A 20,730-nucleotide genomic window follows, 5' to 3' on the forward strand; every position below is an offset into this window, starting at 1 on the left:
TAAAGCAGCTTAGCTACTTTAGGACGCGAACATAAAATAATTCAGTTGACTATTCTGACTCACCAACGTGATTTGACATAGAACCTTTTTATCTTAAGCAAGCAAATTAGCTGTGGAAATATACGATACTCCTCGAAAATGAAGTGCAATTTTCTTCGTGCGATGCATTGCTGTCGAAGTATTCCTTGTCCTGTAGGAACAGAGCGAGCTGAAGATCCACTCCTTAAAGGAATGGACCTTATACTAAAACCGTCACGTCCTGTGACAACATCTAACTGACCCACGTCTTGTGGCCCCGAAGCCGTGCCTGCGGAAAGAAAGTATATTTCGACAGCGGTGTTTGTTCTTCTTCATTAAAATAAATGTTCGTATTTTCTATTGAGAAATATTGTTTTGTCTCAAGCTCTTTTTAATCCATTCTTTTATTAGAAATCAGCTATATGATTCTATCTGGCTACTTGTTCTAAATTACCATTCTTCTCCATTCGGAATGTAGGTGTAGCAGTATCGTCTTGATCTTGGAATACGACCATTTTTCTGGCTCGATCCATGATTTGTAAGAAAGCTTGGTAATCAGATTGAACTGTTTCTAGTTGTTTTTCCAAGTGTTTCACTTCTTTTTGCAATTTTTCGTTTTCATTATGTAAATGATCACGTTCTTGCTTGGTCTTTTGCAGGATGTTTTTAGAATAAGTTGTTTCTTCCATTTCTTTTTTTACAGTTTTTAAATATTGAATGACTTGGTTTAAATTTAATTCTTTTACTTTGGTAGATAAAGAATTAGAAACAGAAGATTGATTGATAAATGCCTCTTCACTAGTTTCCTTTGGTTTGTTATTTTCTAAATGAAAAGAACGATTTAATTGATTTTGTTGTCTAGCAATATTTCTTTTCTTTTCTTTTCGTTGTCTTTTCGCAATAGCAACTGCTTGTTCATAACGTTGTCTGATTTCGGCATTCCATCGAAACCCGCAAGCAGCAGAGGTTCGGTTTAATTTATCTCCGACTTCTTCAAATGCATTTAACTGCGTACTACCTTCACGAATATGCCTAAGCACCGTTTCTGCTAATAATAGATCATCCTCATGTGACCAGGCGTCTTGTCTAACCTTTGCCAATTTTTTTCACTCCTTAACCCTTTTTCTATCTAGTAACTTTGCAGTATAAAACTAGTTACTGGATTAGAACGAATATTGTTTTTTACTAGTATGATCAGAAATGATTAGCAATATACAAAAGTTATTTTAAATTGTCATAGATTTGTTTAAAAGCCCGTTCTACTTTACTGGTTTCCTTTGGATGATAGTACTTTTTGTGTTGTAGTTTATCTGGTAAGTATTGTTGCTTGACCCATCCACTCTCGTATTGATGAGGATATTGATAGTCAACTCCTCTACCTAACTGTTTCGCACCTTGATAGTGCGCATCTTTTAGATGTGGAGGAATGTCACCTATGTCTTCATGTCTGATATCAGATAATGCTTGATCTAATGCTTTGTATGCTGAATTTGATTTTGGTGACAAACATAATTCTACAATTGCTACAGATAAAGGTATACGCGCTTCTGGAAAGCCAAGTCTTTCAGCAGCTTCAACTGCAGCTAAAGCGCGAGCTCCTGCTTGAGGGTTCGCAACACCAATATCTTCATAGGCGCAAACAATCATTCTACGAGCAATACTATCTAAGTCGCCAGCTTCAATCAATCTACCTAAGTAATGAAGTGCTGCATTTACATCACTTCCTCGAATAGATTTTTGGAATGCAGAAAGTACATCGTAATGTGCATCACCATTCTTATCGTGTGAAAAACTTTTCTTCTGCATGCAAGCTTCTGCAATATCAAGTGTAAGATTAATTTGACCTTGATCATTTTTTGGTGTCGAGTAAGCAGCAAGTTCTAATCCATTTAAAGCAGCACGTAAATCACCATTTGCTGCTTGAGCAAAATGAGTATACGCCTCAGTTGATATGTTGATTAGTAAATTTCCTAACCCATTTTCTTTATCTTGGATAGCTCGTTCAATTGCTACTTTTACATCACTTGGTTGCAATCGTTCTAGTTCAAATAAGTGCACACGACTTCGGATGGCGGGGTTAATTGAATGAAAAGGATTACTAGTCGTACAGCCGATTAATGTAATTAGATTACTCTCTACATGAGGTAACAAAAAGTCTTGTTTCGCTTTATCTAATCGATGAACTTCATCTAAAATTACTACTAGCTGACCGAACATTTTTGCTTCTTCTATAACTATCTCCATATCTTTCTTTTTATCCACTACTGCATTTAATAATTTATGTTTCATTTTTAGACTTTTTGCTAATGCGATCGCCATCGACGTTTTACCTGTACCTGGGGGGCCAAATAAAATCATTGAAGCTAACCGATTCGCCTCCACCATGCGCCTGATCATCTTACCTTCGCTAACCAGATGTTCTTGCCCAATGATATGATCAATATGGGAGGGTCTCATACGATAGGCTAGAGGGTTTTGTACCATAATGAATATGCTCCTTTTAGTTTATACTTGACTTGACTTATAATTAATAAATAGCTAAAATATTACATTGTTTTCAAGCATTCTATTTAGTTATTTTCTCTAGCGTACTGATAACCTTTTGAAAATGCAAGAATAATACGATTCGTGCTATAATAAAAGTTAGTGAAATTTATACTATTTACTATTTCATTGAATGATTTTGTAAAATGGTAAGAAGCTATATTAATATAACAGTATAAAACTACTTTTTGTTAATGAATAGCGTTGAACAGGAGAGTGTTACGGTGAAAATTTCTACGAAGGGTCGTTATGGACTAACCATTATGATTGAATTAGCTAAACGAGTTGGTGAAGGACCTGTTTCATTAAAAACAATTGCTAATGAAAAGCAGTTATCTGAACATTATTTAGAACAACTTGTCCCGCCTTTACGTAACGCTTGTTTAGTCAAAAGCGTTCGCGGTGCATATGGTGGATATATGCTAGCCAAAGAAGCAAAAGATATTACTGCTGGCGATATCATCAGAATTTTAGAGGGACCGATCACACCAGTAGAAGGTATTGAAAATGAAGAGCCAGCGAAACAAGCACTATGGATTAGGATTCGTGATGCTGTGAAAAATGTGCTAGATACGACAACACTGGATGATTTGTCAAAATATAATGAAGAGGATCAACTAAGCCAAGATCCATACATGTTCTATATTTAAAAATAAAATCTGTAGGTACGTTAAATTTAGAAAGAAGGCGAAAAAGATGGAGCCAATTTACCTTGATCATGCAGCAACTACACCTATGCATCCTGATGTGATAAAGGAAATGAATCATGCAATGGAAAATACGTTTGGTAATCCATCTAGTGTGCATTTTTTTGGTAGAAATGCTCGAAAAAAACTTGATGAGGCTAGACGTGTAGCCGCAAGTAGTATTGGAGCAAATGAAAAAGAAATTACTTTCACAAGTGGTGGTACAGAAGCAGACAATATGGCTTTGTTAGGTGTTGCTTTTTCCAACAAACGAAAAGGAAATCATATTATAACGACCGAAATAGAGCATCACGCTACCTTGCATACGATTCAGTATTTGGAGAAACAAGGGTTTCAAGTAACCTATTTACCTGTTAATGAATCGGGTCAAGTGATGGTTGAAGATGTTCAAAAAGCACTAACGGATGAAACAATCCTTGTTACAATTATGATGGTAAATAATGAAACAGGGGCTATTCAACCAATTAAACAAATAGGGGAGTTACTTCAAGATCACCAAGCCTATTTCCACACAGATGCAGTACAAGCTTACGGATTGTTATCAATCAATGTGCAACAGCTCGGTGTTGACTTATTGACTACCTCTGCACATAAAATAAATGGTCCTAAAGGCGTTGGCTTTCTTTATATTAAACAAGGTACGAAATTTGAAGCGTTACATCATGGAGGAGAACAGGAACGAAAACGACGTCCTGGAACAGAAAATATTACAGCAATTATTGGTTTTAAAAAAGCAATTGAATTAGCTGGAACAGAAAGAACAGAGCGAGTGAAAAAATATCAATCATTGAAGCAGTTATTTTTAAACAGTCTTCAAGAAAATAGTGTTGATTTTTCAGTCAATAGCTCGATTGAAATAATTCCTACGATTATTAATATTAGTTTCCCCGGAACGAATGTTGAAGCATTATTGATGAACTTGGATTTAGAGGGGATTGCAGCATCAAGTGGTAGTGCTTGTACTGCTGGATCAGTTGAAGCCTCTCATGTATTGTCTGCGATGTTTGGAAGAGGGAACGAAAAAACACTCAATTCCATTCGTTTTAGCTTTGGGATAGCAAATGATGAACAACAAATAAAAATGGCTGCTAATCGCGTAGCAACGATTGTTAAACGACTTAGAAAGTAGTGAGGTGACAAAAGATGACCGATAATAGTAATACACGTGTTGTAGTAGGAATGAGTGGTGGAGTAGACTCTTCTGTCACAGCCTTATTGCTTAAACAACAAGGATATGATGTCGTTGGTATCTTTATGAAAAACTGGGATGACACAGATGAGTTTGGTGTTTGTAGGGCCACAGAGGATTTCGATGATGTTGTTCGTGTCTGTAACCAATTAGACATACCTTATTATGCAGTGAATTTTGAGAAACAATATTGGGATAAGGTGTTTACTTATTTTTTGAATGAGTATAGAGCGGGTCGAACACCAAACCCAGATGTGATGTGTAATAAAGAAATTAAATTTAAAGCATTTTTAGAACATGCACTATCATTAGGTGCTGATTATGTAGCGACAGGTCACTATGCCCAAGTAAGAAAAGTGAACGACCACTATGAAATGCTCCGTGGTGTAGATGATAATAAAGATCAAACGTATTTCTTGAACCAGCTATCTTCGGATGTATTAGCAAAAGTGATGTTCCCGCTAGGGCATCTACCGAAAAAAGAAGTCCGTCGAATAGCAGACGAACATGAGTTGGCAACTGCTAAAAAGAAAGATAGCACTGGAATATGTTTTATTGGTGAACGTAATTTTAAAGCATTCCTTAGTGAGTACTTACCAGCACAGCCAGGCAGAATGAAAACAATGACTGGGGAAGATAAAGGACAGCATGAGGGATTAATGTATTATACAATTGGACAACGCCAAGGTTTAGGTATTGGTGGTCCAGGTGATCCATGGTTTGTTGTAGGAAAAGATTTAAAGGAAAATGTTCTTCTTGTAGAACAGGGATATGATAATGCTTATTTATATTCAGATGGATTAATTGCTACGGATGTCAATTGGATTAACGAGGCGCCAACTCAAGCAATCATTTGTACGGCAAAGTTTCGTTATCGTCAAAAAGATAGCAAGGTAACAGTCGTTCCATTAGATGATAATCGAGTGGAAGTAATATTTGATCAACCTGAACGTGCAATTACACCTGGTCAAGCAGTTGTTTTTTATAATGAAGATGTGTGTCTAGGTGGGGCAACCATAGATGAAATCTTTAAAAATAACAAACGATTAAACTATGTAGGATAAAGAAATACAGAACAGATTACGTTTCTGTTCTGTATTTTCATATTATTAGAAAGGTGAATGTTTTTATGGAAGAAATGAATCAAGGTATTCAATATATGCAAGAAGGAAAATATCAAGAAGCAGCGCAATATTTTAATGATGTAATTGAGCAGTCCCCTGATGATCCAGTAGGTTATATTAACTTTGGCAATTTATTAGTACATATAAATGATTTTGATCGTGCCATTCGTTTTTTTCAAAAAGCAATTGCCTTAGACGAAACAGCTGCGACAGCTTATTATGGGTTAGCTAATTTATACTTTGAACAAGAAGATTATGCGAAAGCGCAACGCTATTATCAAAAAGCGGTGCATTATGGTCTTGAAGAAGCGGATGTGTTTTTTATGTTAGGTTTGTCCTTTCAACAAGAAAATCATGATAAACTAGCATTACCATATTTTCAACGTGCAAAAGAAATTCAACCAGATGATGAAGTTATTCTTTTTCAATATGGTTTGTCGCTTGCCCAAACAAAACAGTTGTCTCTAGCAAAAGAAACGTTTGAACAAGTGCTAGCGATCAATGAGTCACACAGTGATGCACATTATAATTTAGGCGTTGCATTCTTATTTGAAGAAAATATTGAACAAGCACTATACCACTTGAACGAAGCGATAAATTTGGAACCAGAGCATACGCTAGCTTTGAGCTTGAAGGGGCAAGTGGAGGAAATAGTGCAACAAAAAGAGGAATAATGATGGCAAAGGGGGTCCTTCTGTGATGGAAAAAGTACAAAAAAATAAAGAAGAGCGATATATAAAGGGAGAACTTATCCATACTATTTTTTCTAATCAACAGGAGCATTTCTCCATTGCAAAAATAAAAGTGCTTGATACAAATGAATCATTTGCTGAAAATGAATTAGTAATTAAAGGGTACTTTAGTGAATTAGCAATTGGAGAACCATATATTTTTCAAGGTCATTTCGTTGATCATAAAAAATTTGGTTTACAATATCAAGTGGAGCATTATCGCCGTTTTATTCCAGACACAACAGAAGGATTAATTGCTTACCTTTCGAGTGATTTATTTCATGGAGTAGGTAAGAAGCTAGCCCAGCGAATTGTTGACAAGTTAGGTGATACAGCTGTATCTAAAATTTTGAAAGATGCAAGTGTGTTAAATTCTATTAAAGGATTGTCAAAGGAAAAAGCGGAGAATCTATCTCGTATTCTTCAAGAACATCAAGGTTTTGAGCACGTGGTCGTGCATTTGTCCAAATATGGCTTTGGATTAAAAATGGCTCAAAAAATATATGGTACATATCAAGAGGAAGCAATTAATATATTGGAAAACAATCCTTATCAATATGTGTTTGACATTGACGGGTTTGGATTTATACGGGCTGATGAAGTGGCTAAACAAAATGAGTTAACAATGAATTATCCAATGCGTTTACAAGCTGGTTGTTTATATACATTGCATGAGTCTATTCAAGATGGGCATGTTTATTTACCAATTGATACATTACTAGCTAAGACTAGTCGTTTAATTCAAGCGCAACGTTATCAAATTTCCGAAGAGGATTTAATTGCACAACTGGAAGCATTACATACGAGTAAGCATGTGATTATTGATAATGAACGAGTTTACTTACCAGTTTTATATTATGCGGAAACAGGTTTTTGTACACAGTTAAAGCGTACCCTTGAACACGAACTTGATAGCGGAATTGTTGAGGCAGACTTATTAAAGATTGTTGGTAAAATTGAAGAAGAAGAGCATTTAAGTTATGGAAAAGAACAGTTCGAAGCTATTCAGCAGGCGTTATCCCAAAAGGTAATGATTTTGACAGGAGGACCGGGGACGGGAAAAACAACAGTTATTAAAGGGATTTTACGTGCTTACAGTGATTTACATGATATGTCACTTGATCCAATTACATACGATAAAAAATCAGACTTCCCTTTCATTTTAACTGCTCCTACCGGAAGAGCTGCGAAGCGAATGACTGAATCAACGGGGTTACCTGCGGTGACGATTCATCGATTATTAGGGTGGGACGGTAATGATAGTTTTGAGAAAGACGAAAACAATCAATTAGACGGAAAGCTGTTAGTTGTTGATGAATTTTCTATGGTAGATGTATTTTTAGCGAATCAACTATTTAAAGCAATACCGAATCAAATGCAAGTTTTATTAGTTGGGGATGAGGATCAATTGCCGTCTGTTGGCCCAGGTCAAGTGTTAGCTGATTTATTAGCAAGTGATCGTATCCCAGCAGTCAAACTAGATGAAGTCTATCGTCAAAAAGAAGGATCAAAAATTATTCAACTTGCACATGAAATGAAACAAAATATCTTATCGATAGATTCATTAACCAAATCATCTGACTTTAACTTTATTCATTGTAATGAAGATCAAGTGATAGAAGTAGTGAAACAAATAATGGACAAAGCACAGACAAAAGGATTAGATCTAAAAGACATGCAAGTAGTTGCCCCGATGTATCGCACACAAGCTGGGATTCATCGACTAAACGAAGAAATGCAACAATTAATTAACCCAAAACAAAAAGGGAAGAGGGAAATAAAAACTCGAGATGCTATTTTTAGAACAGGTGACAAAGTTATTCAACTAGTTAATCAGCCAGAAGATGGTGTTTTTAACGGGGATATTGGAGAGATTATAGCAATCAAGCAAGAAGATGAGTCAGAAGAACAAGAGGAACAAGTTATTGTAGCTTATGATGAAAAAGAGGTAGCGTATAACCGCAAAGATGTATTAAATATTATGCATGCCTATTGTATATCTATCCATAAATCACAAGGAAGCGAATTTCCGATTGTTATCTTTCCAATTGTTTCGAGTTACCGCCGAATGCTTAAAAAAAATTTATTGTATACTGCAATTACTCGAGCAAAACAGTCACTTCTGTTGTGTGGAGATAAACATTCCTTTCTAAAAGGTGTGCAAGAGGAAGATAAAAATAGTAGGTATACCACTTTAACAGAAAAGCTCCAACTATTATTGGATGGAGAATTGATAATGAAAGAACAAGCTGATAGAGAAGATGGTGAATTATCTCCATATGATTTTTTGTAATCTGATCTAGTATTGCTTCATACAATCTGCTCTATTTTACTATGATATTTGTATATAATCATTTTATTTTGGGGAAAATGATAGTAAAAATAGTAGCAGGAGTGAGTGTATTGCGTTGTCCAAATTGTAAAAGTAAAAACATTGGTCGGATAGGTAATCAACATTATTATTGTTGGGAATGCTTTATAGAATTAAAATTAGAGGAAAATATATTTCATATGGATCAAGTAGAAGAAGATGGCTCCTTAAGTTCATTAAATGATCTTTTTACAGAAGAAGATCGATCTTTACAAAGATAATGGATATCTTAATAAGGAGTAATCGATATGCTTTCAAGAAGAATTATTAGAAAGTGGCTTGGTCTATTTATTTTGGGAATTGTTATACTACTTTTCGTTTATCTATTGTATCTCTTATTTCCTTTTTACCGTCAATTACTTGCGATCATCATTAAAATCTTGCTGCCCTTTTTTATTGCGGCATTTATAGCCTATTTATTGCATCCTCTAATTGAAAAGATTCACCACTATCATATTCCTAGAAGTTTTGTGATTATTGGTGTTTATATTTTGTTTTTTGGAGGTGCTGCTGTTGCTAGCTATTATGGATTTCCAGCGCTAGTAAAACAAATAAAGGAGTTACAACAAGCATTACCAAATTTCTTTAATACATATCGTCATACAATTTATCGATTGTATGAAAACACTGCTTTTTTACCTGAAACATTTCATGATCAAATGGATGGTTTTTTTAGTCATATAGAAAATAGCGTTGAGGATTGGGTTGCGAATATATTAAAACGGGCGACCAGAATCATGGATATCGTAATGGTTATAGCAGTTATTCCTGTCTTAGTATTTTACATGTTAAAAGATTTTGATTTAATCAAATCAAGCTTAATTAAGTTATTTCCAAAGAAGCACCAGTCCAAAATAAAACTACTTTTACCTGCGGTTGATCATGGATTAGGAAGTTATATTCGAGGACAATTAATCGTTTGTTTCTTTGTTGGCTTAACATCTTATTTCATTTTAGTACTAATTAATATGAAATACCCACTAATATTAGCGATTATTATGTCAGTGACAAATATTATACCTTACTTTGGTCCACTTATTGGTGCGTTGCCAGCAATTATTATTGCTTTTACCATTTCAACGAAACAAGTAATCTATGTCGGTTTAGGCGTGATATTCGTTCAAATCATTGAAGGGAATTTACTATCGCCATATATCGTTGGAAAAAGTGTACATCTACACCCGGTTTTGATTATATTCATTTTATTAGTAGGTGGAGAAATTGCTGGAATTATTGGCATGATCATCGCTATTCCATTAGTAACCATTTTCAAAGTTGTTATGAATCAAAGTAAGCGTGACAATTTATCACCATAATCTTGCTTGTTGAGTGTATTGAATTTAACTTAAGTGAAAGGATGTATATTAGTTATTAGCTCAAGTTCTTTTCAAAATCCATGAAAGATTGACAGAAAATCAAAAATTAACTATACTATCGTAAATAGTGATTGAAAAACGTAGAGAAACAATAGTATGTAACAGACCATTTTAAGAGAGGAATTTCCGTGGCTGTAAGAAATTCTAAATGAAGGGTTACAGAAGCTAGTTTGGAGTGCAGCTAATTTCTGCCGGCTAAACACCGTTATCGTTTTAAGGTGATGAATCTTATGGTTCATAATCAGGGTGGTACCGCGATAGTCAACTCTCGTCCCTGCATATTTTTGCAGAGAAGAGAGTTTTTTTATTATCAAAAGAAGATTAATTATTTAGGAGGCTTTAAAAGATGAAGCAATTAACGTCTGCGGAAGTACGACAAATGTTTTTAGATTTCTTTGAAGAGAAAGGGCATCGCATCGAGCCTAGTGCATCTCTTGTGCCAAAAGATGATCCAACACTACTATGGATTAATAGTGGTGTAGCCACATTGAAAAAATATTTTGATGGGCGAGTGATTCCGAATAACCCAAGAATTGTTAATGCACAAAAATCAATTCGCACAAATGATATTGAAAATGTTGGTTTTACCTCTAGACATCATACTTTTTTTGAAATGTTAGGAAACTTCTCCATTGGGAATTATTTTAAAGAAGAAGCAATTATGTGGGCATGGGAATTTTTAACGGATAAAAAATGGATTGGCTTTGATCCAGAGAGATTGTCTGTAACTGTCCACCCAGAGGATGATGAGGCATATGATCTTTGGAAAAATCAAGTTAAACTTCCAGAAGAACGAATCATTCGATTAGAAGAGAATTTTTGGGATATTGGAGAAGGTCCAAGTGGCCCAAATACAGAGATATTCTATGATCGAGGCGAATCATTTGGCAATGATCCAAATGATCCGGAATTGTATCCAGGTGGAGAAAACGATCGCTATTTAGAGATTTGGAATTTAGTATTTTCACAATTTAATCATAACCCAGATGATACATACACCCCGTTACCTAAGAAGAATATTGATACAGGAATGGGACTAGAGCGAATGGTTTCCGTTATTCAAGACACACCAACGAACTTTGAGACTGACCTTTTCCTTCCCTTAATTAAAAAAATTGAGACGTTTGCAAATGTTAAATATGGAAAAAACAAACAAACGGATGTAGCTTTTAAAGTTATTTCTGACCATATCCGAACAGTTTCTTTTGCCATTGCGGATGGTGCATTACCTTCAAATGATGGTCGTGGTTATGTTTTAAGAAGGTTGTTGAGAAGAGCGGTTCGTTTCGCAAAACAAATTGGAGTTGAAAAGCCGTTTATGTATCAGCTAGTTGGTACAGTTGCAGAAATTATGCAAGCATTTTATCCTGACTTAAAGAAAAAACAAAGCTTTATCGAAAATGTCGTGAAAACAGAAGAGGAAAGATTTCACGAAACATTACATGAAGGTTTGGTAATATTAGAAGAGATTATTGAAAAAGAAAAACAGCAAGGTAAAAATGTTTTCCCAGGTACCGAAGTATTTCGATTATATGATACTTATGGATTTCCAAAAGAGCTCACAGAAGAATATATAGCTGATGTTGGATTTACTATGGATGAAGTGGGCTTTGAAAAAGAAATGCAGAAGCAGAAAGAGCGTGCGCGAAATGCAAGGCAAAAAGTAGATTCAATGCAAGTACAAGACGAAGTGTTTCATACATTAGAAGTAGAAAGTGAATTTATCGGTTATGATCAATTAACAGTCGATACAACGATTGGAGCTATCATTGAAAACAAAACATTTGTTGATCAATCTTCAGAAGAGGAACTGTACATTGTTTTAACAGAAACACCTTTCTATGCGGAAAGTGGCGGACAAATTGCTGATAAAGGTTGGCTTTATTCTGAGCATGGTGAAGCAAGAGTAGAAGATGTGCAAAAAGCACCAAAAGGACAAAATCTACTTAGAGTGGTTGTTACAAGTGGAATTATAGTACAAGGTAGTAAGGTTCAGGCAGTTGTTGATAACAACGCACGAACACGGATTGAAAAAAATCATACTGCAACACATTTATTGCACCAAGCATTAAAAGATGTACTTGGTGACCACGTTAATCAAGCAGGATCATTTGTTGCACCAGATCGCTTGCGATTCGATTTTTCTCATTTTAGTGCGATTACCGAAGATGAAATTCAAAAAATCGAATCGAGCGTCAACCAAAATATTTGGGATGCTTTAAGTGTTAAAACGAACTATCATTCTATAGATGAAGCAAAACAAATGGGTGCCATGGCGTTATTTGGAGAAAAATATGGTGATGTTGTTCGAGTTGTTTCTATCGAAGACTACAGTCTAGAGTTATGTGGTGGCTGTCACGTGAAAAATACTTCTGAAATAGGCTTATTTAAGATTTTAACAGAAACAGGTATTGGAGCGGGTACAAGAAGGATCGAAGCTGTAACCGCTAAAGGTGCTTATCAATTTGTCAGCCATCAACAAGCACTTCTATCTGAAGCTGGGCAGTTATTGAAAGTGTCAAAGGATAAAGTACCAACAAAAATTAATGATTTATTCATGGAGATAAAAGAATTACAAAAAGACAAAGAAAAACTAAATCAAAAGCTATCTAATCTAGAAGTAGCTTCTATTTTAAATAAAGTGGAACAAGTAAGTGATGTACCAGTTTTAATCGAAAAAGTAGATGCTTCTGATATGGATCAATTGCGAGGCATGGTAGATGAACTAAAACAAAAAATTGCTTCAGGTATTATTTTACTTGCTGCCGTTAATAATGGAAAAGTACAATTGGCTGCAGGGGTATCAAAAGACTTAATAGAAAAAGGGTATCATGCAGGCAAATTAATTAAAGAAACAGCTACACACTGTGGAGGTGGTGGCGGTGGTAGGCCTGATATGGCTCAAGCTGGTGGTAAAAATCCAGAAAAAGTACATGATGCACTGGAGTATGCAAAAACATACATTGCTAATTTAGTTTAGATTGATATTTTACTATTAAAAAAGGTATAATTAACTAAACAAGCAGTCATTTATGTTATGATGATTGTAAGAATAAGATTTTATATGGATAAAGGCGGGTGTTATCATGGGGTCAATGGATAAAACAATGAAATTTAACTTCTCTGAAGAACCTTTTGAAGAAAATATAAATGCTGTATTATTAACAGTTTATGAAGCGTTGCACGAGAAAGGTTATAATCCAATCAATCAAATAGTTGGTTATTTACTATCAGGTGATCCAGCCTATATTCCCAGATATAAAGATGCAAGAAATTTAATACGCCGAATAGAGCGAGATGAACTAATTGAAGAACTAGTTACGTTCTATTTGCAACAACATAAAGAGGTTTAATATGAAAAAAATGGCTTTAGATGTCGGGTCTAAGACTATTGGAGTAGCTGTTAGTGATGCAATGGGTTGGACAGCGCAAGGTCTTAAAACAATTCGATGGAATGAAAGTGATTATCAGACTGCGAAAGATGAGTTAGCCCTGATTATTCAACAAAATGATATATCCGAAGTAATTGTTGGGTTACCGAAAAACATGAATGGTACGATAGGAGAACGGGCAGAAATGTCAAAAAAATTCGCTCTATATATTGAGGAGCAATTTTCTTTGCCTACTGTACTATGGGATGAACGATTATCAACAATGGCAGCAGAACGAGTTCTGTTAGAAGCGGATGTAAGTAGAAAAAAAAGAAAAAAAGTAATCGATAAAATGGCAGCTGTGATGATCTTACAAGGTTATCTAGATGCTAATCAAAACTAGGAGGCTAACTATGGCTTTAGAAGAAAAAGAACGTATTATTATACCTGATGAGCAAGGAGAAGAACACTTATTTGAAGTGCTTTTCACTTTTGATATTGATGAGAACGAACAATCATACATTGCAGTTGTACCTGTTGAACAAAAAGATGATGAAGAGGTAGAAGTTTTTGCTTTTCGTTATGAAGATAAAGAAAATGAAGATGACTTAGCACTATTCCAAATTGAGACAGAAGAAGAATGGCAAATGGTTGAGGAAATGCTAAATACGCTAACCGAAGAAATGGAATAATTGATGAAGCAGAGGGATCAAGCCTTCTGCTTTTTTCTTTATTCAAAAATGTTGAAAGTTCTACTTAAAAGTTCTATAATCGTCTGTAAAAAACAAAGATTTCAAAAATTACATAGAAATTATGTGGAATGTTGTAGTATAATATACCGGGTGAAGGGAGGGATCAAGATGTCCACATCTGATCATGAGAAGAATAAGCAAGCCGATATGCATAATAATCATAATCAAACCCATGAACAAGTGAAAAAAGAAAATTTTATAAAACGTTGTAAAGAAGCAAGTACGGTTAGGAAAATTGTCGCTAGCGTACTATTATTATTATCTATATTACTTATTGTTGGTGGGATCTCAGGATATTTTTATATTAAAAATGGACTGAAGCCAGTTGATCCATCTGATGAATCAACTAAAACAGTAACTATTCCATTGGGATCTTCAACTTCACAAATTGCCAGTATTTTAGAGGATGACGGGGTAATTTCAAACGACTTAATCTATCGTTTTTATGTTAAATTCAATAATGCTTCACAATTTCAAGCAGGTGAGTATCAACTTTCACCTTCCATGTCTCTAGAAGAAATTACGGAAAAAATCCAAACAGGTATAATGATGCAAGACCCAGTTTTTACTGTGACTATTCCTGAGGGTAAAACATTGGAAGAGATAGCTCAGCTCTATGAAAAACATGCGAATATAGACGCAGATCAATTTATGGAAAAAATGAATGATCAAGATTATATTAAAACGCTAATCGAAGCATATCCCCAAATCTTGTCTGAAGAGATCTTAGCTGAAGATATTCGCTATCCTTTAGAAGGTTATTTGTTTGCCGCAACATATCAGTTTTATGAAAAAAATCCATCGATTGATAGTATTGTGCATGATATGTTAGAAAAGACGCAGCAAGTGGCATTGAATTACCTTCCACAAATGGAGAAGAAAAAAGGATATAATATGCATGACATGTTAACACTAGCATCTTTAGTTGAAAAAGAAGCACGAACACAAGAAGATCGCGAACGTATTGCTGGTGTATTCTTTAATCGTTTAAATAAAGATATGATCCTTCAAACTGATCCAACTGTATTGTATGCATTAGGAGAACATAAAGAACGGGTATTGTATAAAGACCTAGAAGTAGACTCACCTTATAACACATACCAAAACAAAGGATTGACTCCTGGGCCAATTTCCAACTTTGGCGAGCATTCAGTTAAAGCGGTTCTAGAACCTGAAAAGACAAATTATCTTTATTTTGTTGCGGCTCCAGATGGAGAGGTTTATTATGCTGAAACATATGAAAAACATAAAAGGTTAGTTGAAGAACATTTACGCCGAAGTGAATAATTGTAATGGGGAGACTTCATACAAGTTTCCCTTCTTTTCTATCTTATTCATCATCAAGTGGATGAATATACTCTTTATTAGATAGGATGAATCAAAGAAATGAAAGATCAATACTTAGAAAATTTATTGCAAAAATCGCCTGAATGGTTAAAAGAATTAGAAGATTACGCCGAGCAAAATCATGTCCCAATCATGGAACCATTAGGAATTGATTTCTTAGTTCAAATGATAAAAATAAAACGACCAAAGAAAATACTGGAAATTGGTACTGCTATTGGCTATTCTGCATTAAGGATGTTACAAGCTTATCCGCAAACATCTATTACAACAATTGAACGGGATGAAGCACGTTACAAGCAAGCACTAAATAATATGGAAAAATACGACCAAGAAAGCAAAGTTAATATCATATTTGACGATGCACTAGCATGCGTTGAAATGGTTAGAGAAGAAGGTCCTTATGATGTACTGTTCGTTGATGCAGCAAAAGGACAATACCAACGTTTTTTTGAGCTATACTCACCTATGCTTGCAGAGGATGGCATAATTATTTCAGATAATGTCTTGTTTAAAGGGTTAGTTGCCTCTGAATCATATTTCGATGTAAAAAATAAATTAGTCAATAAAATCAAATCATACAATGAATGGCTATCTAATCATCCAGAATACCATACATCTATTATTCCAATCGGAGACGGTGTAGCTATCACTACAAAAAATAAAAATATAGCAGACGAGGAAAAAAGGGGTTTTTAAAAAATGAAAGAAAAGCCTATTATTATTGGTGTGGCAGGGGGATCCGGTTCAGGGAAAACTTCTGTAACTCGATCTATTTGTCAACGTTTTGCAGATAAAACGATCTTAGTCCTTGAACAAGACTATTATTATAAAGATCAATCACACCTTCCGTTTGAAGAACGGTTACAAACGAATTATGATCATCCTTTTGCGTTTGATAATGACTTATTAATTGAACATGTTAATCAGTTAATCGATCATCAAACTATTAATAAACCAATTTATGATTATAAGCGTCACACAAGGTCTAAAGATGTATTACAAATAGAATCTAAAGAAGTGATTATTTTAGAGGGGATATTAATCTTGGAAGACCCTCGATTAGTTGATTTAATGGATATTAAAGTATATGTGGACACGGATGCAGATGTTAGAATTATTCGTCGTATACTAAGAGATATGAAAGAAAGAGGACGAACGATTGAGTCTGTCATTGATCAGTACATTAATGTTGTTCGACCGATGCATTTGCAATTCGTCGAACCAACAAAACGCTATGCAGATATTGTTATTCCTGAAGGCGGGGAAAATCATGTCGCTATTGATTTAATGGCAACCAAAATTCAAGCTATTTTAAATAGAAAAGAAAATATGTCGCTTTAAAAAAAGAAACTATTGAAAAATCCTCTAAAATCTGCCATAGTATTGATTAGTACATTTATTAACCGTTTACTTTAAATAAAAGTAAGTGGGTATATTTTGATTTTCGTAAGAATAAGTATCAGAAAAATACTTAAAAAAGGTTTGGGTTAAAGGAGTGTAACTTATGGCTGTAGAGAAAAGCTATTATATGACACAAGAAGGAAAAGAAAAATTAGAAAAAGAATTACATGATTTAAAAACAATAAAGCGCCAAGAAGTTGTTGAACGTATTAAGGTAGCACGTGATTTTGGTGACCTGTCTGAGAATTCAGAATATGATGCAGCAAAAGATGAGCAAGCTTTTGTAGAATCTAGAATTGTTCAGGTTGAAAATATGATTCGTAATGCGGTCATTATTGAAAATAATGACCAAAATCCTAATATGGTATCATTAGGAAAATCAGTCACGTTTCAGGAATTACCTGATGGTGACGAAGAAACATATGTTATTGTAGGTAGTGCAGAAGCTGATCCTTTCGAAGGAAAAATATCAAATGATTCACCGATTGCTAAGAGTTTACTCGGCTGTGAGATCGGTCAAGAAGTAACTGTACCTACTCCTGCTGGGGAGATGGATGTTAAAATTATACGTGTTGATTAACAAAGAACTTGGCATATTGCCAAGTTCTTTTCATCAATAAGTCTGTTAAATGAAATAAATGATATAAAAAGTAAAAAACAGTATGATATATAATGATTTTAGTTTCATCTAATTTAAAAGAAAAAATACCTGGGAGGGAGAAACATGCCAGATGATCATCATTTAAGTAGGGCAAATCGGTTTGAAAAGCGTCGAAAAAACAAAAAATTACTATTAATTTTCAGCATTAGTGCTGTCACATTTATTGTATTGTTTTTTGTGATACAACTAATAACTTCCGATTCATCAGATGAAAAAACAGCTCAGAATGAAGGGGAATCCACACAAGATATGAATCAGGAAGAGGAAAATGAAGCTGGAGATACTGAAGACTTAGAAGAAAATGAGAGTGAACAATCAAATGAAAATTCAAAATCTATTAGTGATGAAGCAGAAAGCACCGGGGCCCCAGAAGTTAATTTAGAGAAAATAGAAGTAGATGACGAGTTAGTAATCAATGCATATACTGGTAATTGGGAACCTATTCCAACTAAGCAATCAGAGCCACACGAAATTTCTTGGGAACAAGAGTCACAAGATTGGAAAGAGATGCTGGAAGCTGCCAAGCTAGCAACTGATATTGATCCGGATAACATGTCTTATTTATGGGTATCAGGTGATGGCCCTCAGAAAGTAATTGCAACATTTTCAAACAAAGCAGAAACAAAACATTTTCGTGTGTATTTATCTTGGATTGAAAATGAAGGCTGGCAGCCAACAAGAGTAGACCATTTAACTGAAAATGATCAAAAAAACTGATTTTTTTCAGATCAAGCAGTTAAGTAGAGGAGAATGAACGTTGAAAATTGGTATTATCGGTGCAATGGATGAAGAAATTACGCTATTAAGAAATAAAATGGCGATAAATTCAGAGGTAATCATAGCTAATTGTAGATTTATTGAAGGAAAATTAGAAAATAAAAATGTGGTTTTATTACAATCTGGGATAGGCAAAGTGAATGCAGCAATGGCAACGACCATTTTACATGAGCGATATCAACTAACACATGTAATAAATACCGGTTCGGCTGGTGGATTCGATACGGATTTGCAAGTTGGCGATTTAGTCATAGGTAATGAAGTAACACATCATGATGTCGATGTAACCGCATTTGATTATGCATATGGACAAGTTCCGGGATTGCCAGCGCGTTATCTAGCGGATAATCAGTTAATGAAACATGTAGAAACAGCTATTAATGAGCTTAATGGTGTGAATAAAAGTAAAAAAGGGTTAATAGCAACTGGTGATTCTTTCATGAGTGATCCCGATCATGTGGCATATGTTCGAACCAAATTTCCGCAACTTATTGCAGCTGAAATGGAAGCTGCAGCAATTGCTCAAGTTTGTCAGCAATATAAAACGCCATTTGTTATCATTCGAGCGTTATCAGATATTGCAGGAAAAGAATCTTCTATTTCATTTGATACATTTTTACAAACAGCAGCTAAACATGCAGCGGAATTAATTATGAAAGTAATTAAGAAAATGTAGTGGCGAATTGAATGAATTACCAGATAGATAATGCCTTCTGTCATGTTAAGATGTATTTATACCATGATAGAGGGGGAGGAAAAATGGAGCAAGCGATTAGGAATAAAATTGCTGACTATAGCCGCTTTACTTTTATACTTCTCATTTTAAGTGCATACTTATATGTGGGGATGTTGATTCAATTATATATGAAGCAGACTACGGAACATATTAGTTTTATAGTTAGTTTAGTAGCTGTGTGCTTAATAGGGGCTTGGATATTCACCATGCGGATAAGCCAGTTAAATAAACAAAATATATAGGTGTTTTTCTAAAACAGATATGGAACAAATCTACGATGACAAGTATATTTGCTCCATATCTGTTTAATAGCTAGTTTACAGCAGACGATAAACTAGATTGATATTGGTGATAGCATCGCTACTTTTCTTTACGGTAGTATGCATGAAAAACTTTCATTAGTGCACGTTTTTCAATTCTTGATACATAACTTCGTGAAATATTTAATCTGCTTGCTATTTCACGCTGTGTTAATTCGTCTTCATCAGCAAGACCATATCTACTAATAATCACTTGTTTTTCTCGATTATCTAATATGTTTAAGTATTGTTTAATCTTCTCAACTTCCATGTTCAGTTGTATGAATTCAACAATATCATCATTTTCAGCTTGTAAAATATCAATTAAGCTAATCTCGTTACCTTCCTTATCTTGCCCAATAGGATCTTGTAATGACACATCTTTTTTGGTTTTTTTCAGGGCACGTAAATGCATTAAAATCTCATTCTCAATACATCGTGCAGCATATGTTGCTAATTTCGTTCCTTTACCTGATGAATAACTTTCTATCCCTTTTATTAAACCGATTGTTCCGATTGAAATTAAGTCTTCTGTATCTTCCCCCGTATTTTCGAATTTTTTGACGATATGGGCAACCAAACGTAAATTATGTTCAATTAATTTATTTCTTGCGCCCTCATCACCTTCTAACATATTTTTTATGTGTATCTTTTCTTCTTTTGGATTTAGTGGTTGTGGGAAAGCGTGATTTTTAACATATGAAACGAAAAAAAGTACATCCTTCATAATAAAGGCAAGTGCACTTAAAACAACGGACATAGATGCACCTCCATAAAGTATTTGGGCATTAGCCTATACTTTACTCTATGTTCGTTTCTAATGGATTGTGTCTGTCCATCTCGAATATGTTATTTTTTGAATCAAGCATGAACGGTTATGCACTAAAAAGGGTGATCATGTAGGGTACCTTTAGCTTATAATATAACTTAATTCAAGTTTGATCGATCTTCTATGCATTTCTTGCTCAATTAAAATAATAAATTCTTGATTCAGTTGTAATTCATTTGCTTTATAATATGACTCAACTAATAATTCATCTGATAAATGTTGCATGAGCTAGCCTCCGTTACTATTTGATATAATTTGATTAATTCGTTTCAATAGACCAGTGAAATAAGCTAATATAACAGTAGCAAATAAATATTGGAGATACAAGTGGTTAGTTATCTACAGCTACTTGTAGATAACATGTGTATAAAAGATAAGAAAAATGAAAAAAACATTAATTTAATAGGTGTTGTTTTGTTGATAATGTTATCCACATGATGGAAAGAACAAAGAATTTGTCGAACGATTTATGGATATATTTTAGTAAACAAATGCAT

Annotated in this window: 22 protein-coding genes and 1 other annotated feature; of the genes, 18 read left to right on the forward strand and 4 right to left on the reverse strand. The window is 34.5% G+C overall.

Annotated elements, in window-relative coordinates:
• Window positions 1-446: 446 nt before the first annotated feature.
• Together ACH6CY_RS07135 and ACH6CY_RS07140 are read right to left on the reverse strand one after the other, a co-directional pair.
• The gene (locus ACH6CY_RS07135; RefSeq protein ID WP_374066650.1) at window positions 447-1,118 is read right to left on the reverse strand and encodes an RsfA family transcriptional regulator; all 672 of its coding nucleotides are present in this window, start codon (window positions 1,116-1,118) and stop codon (window positions 447-449) included.
• 121 nt (window positions 1,119-1,239) lie between these two features.
• Complete coding sequence (locus ACH6CY_RS07140; RefSeq protein WP_374066651.1) at window positions 1,240-2,502, reverse strand: replication-associated recombination protein A; 1,263 nt, start codon at window positions 2,500-2,502, stop codon at window positions 1,240-1,242.
• Between the two features lie 284 nt (window positions 2,503-2,786).
• Between ACH6CY_RS07140 and cymR the strand changes: the two genes are divergently transcribed.
• The 18 genes from cymR (at window position 2,787) to ACH6CY_RS07230 (ending at window position 19,347) form a co-directional block, all read left to right on the forward strand.
• Entirely contained in the window at window positions 2,787-3,212 is a 426-nt protein-coding gene (gene cymR / locus ACH6CY_RS07145; protein WP_374066652.1) for a cysteine metabolism transcriptional regulator CymR, read from the forward strand.
• A 46-nt stretch (window positions 3,213-3,258) separates the two neighbouring features.
• Window positions 3,259-4,398, forward strand: coding sequence for a cysteine desulfurase family protein (locus ACH6CY_RS07150; protein ID WP_374066653.1), 1,140 nt, complete (start codon window positions 3,259-3,261; stop codon window positions 4,396-4,398).
• A 14-nt stretch (window positions 4,399-4,412) separates the two neighbouring features.
• Window positions 4,413-5,522, forward strand: coding sequence for a tRNA 2-thiouridine(34) synthase MnmA (gene mnmA / locus ACH6CY_RS07155; protein WP_374066654.1), 1,110 nt, complete (start codon window positions 4,413-4,415; stop codon window positions 5,520-5,522).
• 65 nt (window positions 5,523-5,587) lie between these two features.
• The gene (locus ACH6CY_RS07160) at window positions 5,588-6,256 is read left to right on the forward strand and encodes a tetratricopeptide repeat protein (RefSeq protein WP_374066655.1); all 669 of its coding nucleotides are present in this window, start codon (window positions 5,588-5,590) and stop codon (window positions 6,254-6,256) included.
• Between the two features lie 25 nt (window positions 6,257-6,281).
• Window positions 6,282-8,606, forward strand: a complete 2,325-nt coding sequence (gene recD2 / locus ACH6CY_RS07165) for an SF1B family DNA helicase RecD2 (RefSeq protein ID WP_374066656.1) — start codon at window positions 6,282-6,284, stop codon at window positions 8,604-8,606.
• Between the two features lie 77 nt (window positions 8,607-8,683).
• Window positions 8,684-8,905, forward strand: a complete 222-nt coding sequence (locus ACH6CY_RS07170; RefSeq protein WP_374066657.1) for a hypothetical protein — start codon at window positions 8,684-8,686, stop codon at window positions 8,903-8,905.
• Between the two features lie 27 nt (window positions 8,906-8,932).
• Complete coding sequence (locus tag ACH6CY_RS07175; RefSeq protein WP_374066658.1) at window positions 8,933-10,000, forward strand: AI-2E family transporter; 1,068 nt, start codon at window positions 8,933-8,935, stop codon at window positions 9,998-10,000.
• Window positions 10,001-10,132: 132 nt separating this feature from the next.
• Window positions 10,133-10,339 (forward strand) — a binding site (T-box leader).
• A gap of 67 nt (window positions 10,340-10,406) precedes the next feature.
• On the forward strand, window positions 10,407-13,040 hold the full coding sequence (gene alaS / locus ACH6CY_RS07180; RefSeq protein WP_374066659.1) for an alanine--tRNA ligase: 2,634 nt from the start codon (window positions 10,407-10,409) through the stop codon (window positions 13,038-13,040).
• A gap of 106 nt (window positions 13,041-13,146) precedes the next feature.
• Window positions 13,147-13,413: an IreB family regulatory phosphoprotein gene (locus ACH6CY_RS07185; protein ID WP_374066660.1), complete on the forward strand. Its 267-nt coding sequence runs from the start codon at window positions 13,147-13,149 to the stop codon at window positions 13,411-13,413.
• 1 nt (window position 13,414) lies between these two features.
• On the forward strand, window positions 13,415-13,834 hold the full coding sequence (gene ruvX, locus ACH6CY_RS07190) for a Holliday junction resolvase RuvX (RefSeq protein ID WP_374066661.1): 420 nt from the start codon (window positions 13,415-13,417) through the stop codon (window positions 13,832-13,834).
• A 10-nt stretch (window positions 13,835-13,844) separates the two neighbouring features.
• A complete protein-coding gene (locus ACH6CY_RS07195) occupies window positions 13,845-14,123 on the forward strand; it encodes a DUF1292 domain-containing protein (RefSeq protein WP_374066662.1) in 279 nt (92 codons plus the stop codon).
• 168 nt (window positions 14,124-14,291) lie between these two features.
• Entirely contained in the window at window positions 14,292-15,470 is a 1,179-nt protein-coding gene (gene mltG / locus ACH6CY_RS07200) for an endolytic transglycosylase MltG (RefSeq protein WP_374066663.1), read from the forward strand.
• Between the two features lie 99 nt (window positions 15,471-15,569).
• Window positions 15,570-16,226, forward strand: a complete 657-nt coding sequence (locus tag ACH6CY_RS07205) for an O-methyltransferase (protein ID WP_374066664.1) — start codon at window positions 15,570-15,572, stop codon at window positions 16,224-16,226.
• Window positions 16,227-16,229: 3 nt separating this feature from the next.
• Window positions 16,230-16,871 (forward strand): uridine kinase, encoded by a 642-nt coding sequence (udk, locus tag ACH6CY_RS07210; protein ID WP_374066665.1) that lies wholly within the window; start codon window positions 16,230-16,232, stop codon window positions 16,869-16,871.
• A gap of 163 nt (window positions 16,872-17,034) precedes the next feature.
• Entirely contained in the window at window positions 17,035-17,511 is a 477-nt protein-coding gene (gene greA, locus ACH6CY_RS07215; protein WP_374066666.1) for a transcription elongation factor GreA, read from the forward strand.
• A gap of 144 nt (window positions 17,512-17,655) precedes the next feature.
• Window positions 17,656-18,309 carry a YrrS family protein gene (locus ACH6CY_RS07220; protein WP_374066667.1) on the forward strand — a complete coding sequence of 218 codons (654 nt, stop codon included), beginning with the start codon at window positions 17,656-17,658 and terminating at the stop codon, window positions 18,307-18,309.
• 40 nt (window positions 18,310-18,349) lie between these two features.
• Complete coding sequence (gene mtnN / locus ACH6CY_RS07225; RefSeq protein WP_374066668.1) at window positions 18,350-19,045, forward strand: 5'-methylthioadenosine/S-adenosylhomocysteine nucleosidase; 696 nt, start codon at window positions 18,350-18,352, stop codon at window positions 19,043-19,045.
• Window positions 19,046-19,128: 83 nt separating this feature from the next.
• Complete coding sequence (locus tag ACH6CY_RS07230; RefSeq protein WP_374066669.1) at window positions 19,129-19,347, forward strand: YrhC family protein; 219 nt, start codon at window positions 19,129-19,131, stop codon at window positions 19,345-19,347.
• Window positions 19,348-19,465: 118 nt separating this feature from the next.
• Here the strand turns inward: ACH6CY_RS07230 and sigK are convergent, their stop codons facing one another.
• Together sigK and sda are read right to left on the reverse strand one after the other, a co-directional pair.
• Entirely contained in the window at window positions 19,466-20,164 is a 699-nt protein-coding gene (gene sigK, locus ACH6CY_RS07235) for an RNA polymerase sporulation sigma factor SigK (RefSeq protein WP_374066670.1), read from the reverse strand.
• Between the two features lie 150 nt (window positions 20,165-20,314).
• On the reverse strand, window positions 20,315-20,458 hold the full coding sequence (gene sda / locus ACH6CY_RS07240) for a sporulation histidine kinase inhibitor Sda (protein ID WP_374066671.1): 144 nt from the start codon (window positions 20,456-20,458) through the stop codon (window positions 20,315-20,317).
• Window positions 20,459-20,730: the final 272 nt, after the last annotated feature.

Origin of the sequence: Paraliobacillus sp. JSM ZJ581 (genome assembly GCF_044383835.1) — a bacterium.
In the GTDB taxonomy this organism is placed as follows: domain Bacteria; phylum Bacillota; class Bacilli; order Bacillales; family Amphibacillaceae; genus Paraliobacillus.